The 5529-nt window shown below is 55.1% G+C and carries 2 tRNA genes and 3 rRNA genes; all 5 read left to right on the top strand.

The features are described from left to right. The first annotated feature begins 444 nt into the window (after positions 1-444). The 5 genes from ACEVG1_RS20920 to rrf all read left to right on the top strand — a co-directional run bounded on the left by ACEVG1_RS20920 (position 445) and on the right by rrf (position 5503). Positions 445-1966 (top strand): 16S ribosomal RNA (locus ACEVG1_RS20920). 115 nt (positions 1967-2081) lie between these two features. After that, positions 2082-2155: transfer RNA gene (locus ACEVG1_RS20915), tRNA-Ile, on the top strand. Between the two features lie 8 nt (positions 2156-2163). Beyond that, positions 2164-2237, top strand: a tRNA-Ala gene (locus tag ACEVG1_RS20910). A gap of 194 nt (positions 2238-2431) precedes the next feature. After that, positions 2432-5323, top strand: a 23S ribosomal RNA gene (locus ACEVG1_RS20905). A 68-nt stretch (positions 5324-5391) separates the two neighbouring features. Next, positions 5392-5503 (top strand): 5S ribosomal RNA (gene rrf, locus ACEVG1_RS20900). The 16S, 23S and 5S rRNA genes sit together here with 2 tRNA genes alongside, the layout of an rRNA operon. Positions 5504-5529 lie beyond the last annotated feature (26 nt).

Genomic DNA, 5529 nt, shown 5'->3' with positions numbered 1-5529 from the left:
TACCTTTGCAACCCGCTTCGGAGGATGCGGTTGTTCATTGAGGGTTTTGGCTTTGTTTTTCGGGTTTTGCCGTTGGTTGTTTTTGGGGGTTGGGTGCCCGGGAAAAAAGTTGAAAATAAATTTTGCGGGGTTGATAAATGTTCTTACCTTTGCAGTCCCAAACGGAAACCGGGGTTACCCGGTCCGGCCGGCGCGAGGCTGGCGGAGGGGTTTGGGGGATGAAAAAAAAGCAGCGGTGCAGGGGGTCGGACCCCATGCGTCAGCACGATGGCCGAAGCGCGAGCGGAGGCGTTGAAGTTCTTGAAAGATATTGATATTCATGTAGCGTAACGAGTAGTCTGTTTGAAGGCGAAAGTTAAAAGACAGACCTAGGTCAATCCAGGTTATTAGACATAATTAATAAAGATTGATTCCGAGTGATCGGGTCAGATCGAACTTCATTCTACAATGGAGAGTTTGATCCTGGCTCAGGATGAACGCTAGCGGCAGGCCTAATACATGCAAGTCGAACGGGATTGGGGAGCTTGCTCCCCATGAGAGTGGCGCACGGGTGCGTAACGCGTGAGCAACCTGCCCGTCCCAGGGGGATAGCCCCTCGAAAGAGGGATTAACACCGCATGACGCTGGGTGGTGGCATCACCTTCCAGCCAAATATTCATAGGGGACGGATGGGCTCGCGTGGCATTAGCTAGTTGGTAGGGTAACGGCTTACCAAGGCGACGATGCCTAGGGGCTCTGAGAGGAGAATCCCCCACACTGGTACTGAGACACGGACCAGACTCCTACGGGAGGCAGCAGTAAGGAATATTGGTCAATGGGCGCAAGCCTGAACCAGCCATGCCGCGTGCAGGAAGACGGCCCTACGGGTTGTAAACTGCTTTTGCCAGGGAACAAACCCCCGTTCGTGAACGGGGCTGAGCGTACCTGGAGAATAAGGATCGGCTAACTCCGTGCCAGCAGCCGCGGTAATACGGAGGATCCGAGCGTTATCCGGATTTATTGGGTTTAAAGGGTGCGTAGGCGGCGCGCTAAGTCAGTGGTGAAAGACGGTGGCTCAACCATCGCAGTGCCGTTGATACTGGCGCGCTTGAATGCGGATGAGGTAGGCGGAATGTGGCAAGTAGCGGTGAAATGCATAGATATGCCACAGAACACCGATTGCGAAGGCAGCTTACCAAGGCGCGATTGACGCTGATGCACGAAAGCGTGGGGATCGAACAGGATTAGATACCCTGGTAGTCCACGCCCTAAACGATGATGACTCGGTGTCGGCGATACACGGCCGGCGCCCAAGCGAAAGCGTTAAGTCATCCACCTGGGGAGTACGCCCGCAAGGGTGAAACTCAAAGGAATTGACGGGGGCCCGCACAAGCGGAGGAGCATGTGGTTTAATTCGATGATACGCGAGGAACCTTACCCGGGCTTGAAAGTTAGTGAATCATCCAGAGATGGATGAGTCCTTCGGGACACGAAACTAGGTGCTGCATGGCTGTCGTCAGCTCGTGCCGTGAGGTGTTGGGTTAAGTCCCGCAACGAGCGCAACCCCTATGGATAGTTGCCAGCATGTAACGGTGGGGACTCTATCCAGACTGCCTGTGCAAACAGTGAGGAAGGCGGGGACGACGTCAAGTCATCATGGCCCTTACGTCCGGGGCTACACACGTGCTACAATGGGCGGTACAGCGGGCAGCCACCTGGCAACAGGGCGCCAATCCCGCAAAGCCGTTCACAGTTCGGATCGGGGCCTGCAACTCGGCCCCGTGAAGTTGGATTCGCTAGTAATCGCGTATCAGCAATGACGCGGTGAATACGTTCCCGGGCCTTGTACACACCGCCCGTCAAGCCATGAAAGCCGGGGGTGCCTGAAGCATGTTGCCGCAAGGGGCGTGTCAGGGCAAAACTGGTGATTGGGGCTAAGTCGTAACAAGGTAGCCGTACCGGAAGGTGCGGCTGGAATACCTCCTTTCTAGGGTACCGGATTGGTGCTCGTTGCGCACATGATAATCAATTGGAATCAAAAGGAAACAGAAGAATAGGACACCGTTCCCTTACACGGTATCCGACAGGCGAGAAGAAAAGCTAGTCCCGTAGCTCAGTTGGTTAGAGCACTACACTGATAATGTAGGGGTCAGCAGTTCAAGTCTGCTCGGGACTACGGATGAAGGGGAATTAGCTCAGCTGGCTAGAGCACCTGCCTTGCACGCAGGGGGTCAACGGTTCGAATCCGTTATTCTCCACGATTAGATATGGGGGGATAGATATGTGATATGAGACAGCCGTCTCAAATCTAATGTCTCACATCTCACATCTAAAGAAGTTCTTTGACATATTGGAAGAAAACAAGAAGAGAGAGAAAGAGAAGGCAACAGTGGCCGTCCGCGCGAGCGGTCGGCCGAAAGCAGCCGCGCGGTAGCAAAAGGGCCGTGCGGTGAAGAAAGTAGACAAGGGCACACGGGGGATGCCTAGGCTCCCAGAGGCGATGAAGGACGCGACAAGCTGCGATAAGCACCGGGGATCCGCAAATGGGAATCGATCCGGTGGTTTCCGAATGGGGCAACCTGATGTACTGAAGGTACATCGTATAATACGCGAACGCGCTGAACTGAAACATCTAAGTAGGCGTAGGAGGAGAAAACAACAGTGATTCCGCAAGTAGTGGCGAGCGAACGCGGAACAGCCCAAACCGGACATGTTACGGCATATCCGGGGTTGTAGGACCACGACATGGCATTGGATTAGCGAAGTGGAAACCGGAAGGGAAGCCGGTACCATAGGGGGTGATAGTCCCGTACACGCAAGCAAAGCCAGCCTAGTGGATTCCTGAGTACCGCGGGGTCGGAGACGCCCTGCGGGAATCCGGCGGCACCATCCGCCAAGGCTAAATACTCCTGGGAGACCGATAGTGGACCAGTACCGTGAGGGAAAGGTGAAAAGAACCCCGAACAGGGGAGTGAAATAGAACCTGAAACCGTGTGCCTACAAGCGGTCGGAGTGACGCTTTTAGCGTTATGACGGCGTGCCTTTTGCATAATGAGCCTACGAGTTACTCTTCACCGGCAAGGTTAACCCATTCAGTGGGGCAGCCGAAGCGAAAGCGAGTCTGAACAGGGCGCACAGTCGGTGGAGGTAGACGCGAAACCTTGTGATCTACCCTTGGGCAGGTTGAAGGTGCCGTAACAGGTACTGGAGGACCGAACCGATAAACGTTGAAAAGTTTCCGGATGACCTGAGGGTAGGGGTGAAAGGCCAATCAAACTGGGAAATAGCTCGTACTCCCCGAAATGTTTTTAGGAACAGCGTGGAGGTTAAGTCCCGCGGAGGTAGAGCTACCGATTGGGTGCGGGGGAGTCACATCCTACCAAATCCAGACGAACTCCGAATGCCGCGGGATATACTCTGCAGTGAGGCTCTGGGTGCTAAGGTCCAGGGCCGAGAGGGAAAGAACCCAGACCATCAGCTAAGGTCCCCAAATACACGCTAAGTTGGACTAACGAGGTCCGGCTGCACAGACAGCTAGGATGTTGGCTTGGAAGCAGCCATCCATTTAAAGAGTGCGTAACAGCTCACTAGTCGAGCGGCCGGGCGTGGATAATGAACGGGCATCAAGCGTGTTACCGAAGCTATGGATTGCAATTTATTGCACTGGTAGGGGAGCATTCCGGCGGGGGCGAATCCGCACCGTGAGGTGCGGTGGACTTTCCGGAAAAGCAAATGTAGGCATAAGTAACGATAAGGCGGGTGGGAAACCCGCCCACCGAAAGACCAAGGTTTCCTGATCAACGCTAATCGGATCAGGGTCAGTCGGGGCCTAAGGCTAACCCGAAGGGGGATGCCGATGGACAACGGGTTAATATTCCCGTACTTTTGATGGTTGCGACGCGGGGACGGAGAAGTGACACCACCGCGCACTGACGGAATAGTGCGTTGAAGGGCGTAGGTATAGGGATCCCAGGAAAATCCGGGACCCCTGCTGAAACCCGATAGTACGGCAAAGCCTCGGCGGCGCCGATAGTGTGGGTAATCATGCTCCCGAGAAAATCCGCTAAGCTCCAGGCCATCAGAACCCGTACCGCAAACCGACACAGGTGGTTGGGGTGAGAATCCTAAGGTGCTCGAGTGAATCATGGCTAAGGAACTCGGCAAAATGGCCCTGTAACTTCGGGAGAAGGGGCTCCCACGGCAACGTGGGACGCAGTGAAAAGGCCCAGGCGACTGTTTAACAAAAACACATGGCTTTGCGAAATCGAAAGATGAGGTATAAGGCCTGACACCTGCCCGGTGCCGGAAGGTTAAGGGGGGATGTTAGTGGGTTCGCCCGCGAAGCATTGAACCGAAGCCCCGGTAAACGGCGGCCGTAACTATAACGGTCCTAAGGTAGCGAAATTCCTTGTCGGGTAAGTTCCGACCTGCACGAATGGTGTAACGATCTGGGCACTGTCTCAGCCATGAGCTCGGTGAAATTGTGGTATCGGTGAAGACGCCGGTTACCCGCAACGGGACGGAAAGACCCCATGAACCTTCACTACAGCTTAACATTGGGACTGGGTGCGTGATGTGTAGGATAGGCGGGAGGCTGCGAAACGGGTTCGCCAGGACCCGTGGAGCCGTCCTTGAAATACCGCCCTTTGCGTATCCGGTTCCTAACCCCTGAGACCAGGGGGACACTGTTTGGTGGGTAGTTTGACTGGGGTGGTCGCCTCCAAAAAGGTAACGGAGGCTTTCAAAGGTAAGCTCAGTACGCTTGGTAACCGTACGTGGAGTGCAATGGCATAAGCTTGCTTGACTGTGAGGCCCACAAGCCGAACAGGGCCGAAAGGCGGACATAGTGATCCGGTGGTTCTGCATGGAAGGGCCATCGCTCAAAGGATAAAAGGTACTCTGGGGATAACAGGCTGATCTCCCCCAAGAGCTCATATCGACGGGGAGGTTTGGCACCTCGATGTCGGCTCGTCACATCCTGGGGCTGGAGAAGGTCCCAAGGGTTGGGCTGTTCGCCCATTAAAGTGGCACGCGAGCTGGGTTCAGAACGTCGCGAGACAGTTCGGTCCCTATCTGTTGCGGGCGTGGGAACATTGAGTGGGGCTGGCCTTAGTACGAGAGGACCGGGCTGGACCGACCGCTGGTGAACCAGTTATGCCGCCAGGCGTACCGCTGGGTAGCTATGTCGGGTTTGGATAAGCGCTGAAAGCATCTAAGTGCGAAACCGGCCACAAGATGAGTGTTCCTTACGAGGGCCCCCGTAGATGACGGGGTCGATAGGCCGCAGGTCTAAAGGTGGCAACACCAAAGCCGAGCGGTACTAATAGCCCCATAGCTTTCTCAAGCAGCAGATACCGTTGCCTTCTCCCATCCTCCCTCCCTGTTTTCTTCCAGTTCATGTCATAACGATTTCATGGTGCCTATGTCGGCGGTGTACACCTCTTCCCTTACCGAACAGAGAAGTTAAGCCCGCCCGAGCCGATGGTATTGCCGTAAAAGGCGTGAGAGTAGGTCGGCGCCAAAATCTACAACGCCCCGCTGCATAACGCA

Source organism: Parapedobacter sp. 2B3 (assembly GCF_041925275.1).
GTDB lineage: Bacteria > Bacteroidota > Bacteroidia > Sphingobacteriales > Sphingobacteriaceae > Parapedobacter > Parapedobacter pyrenivorans_A.
This window is presented reverse-complemented; position numbering and strand designations above follow the sequence as displayed.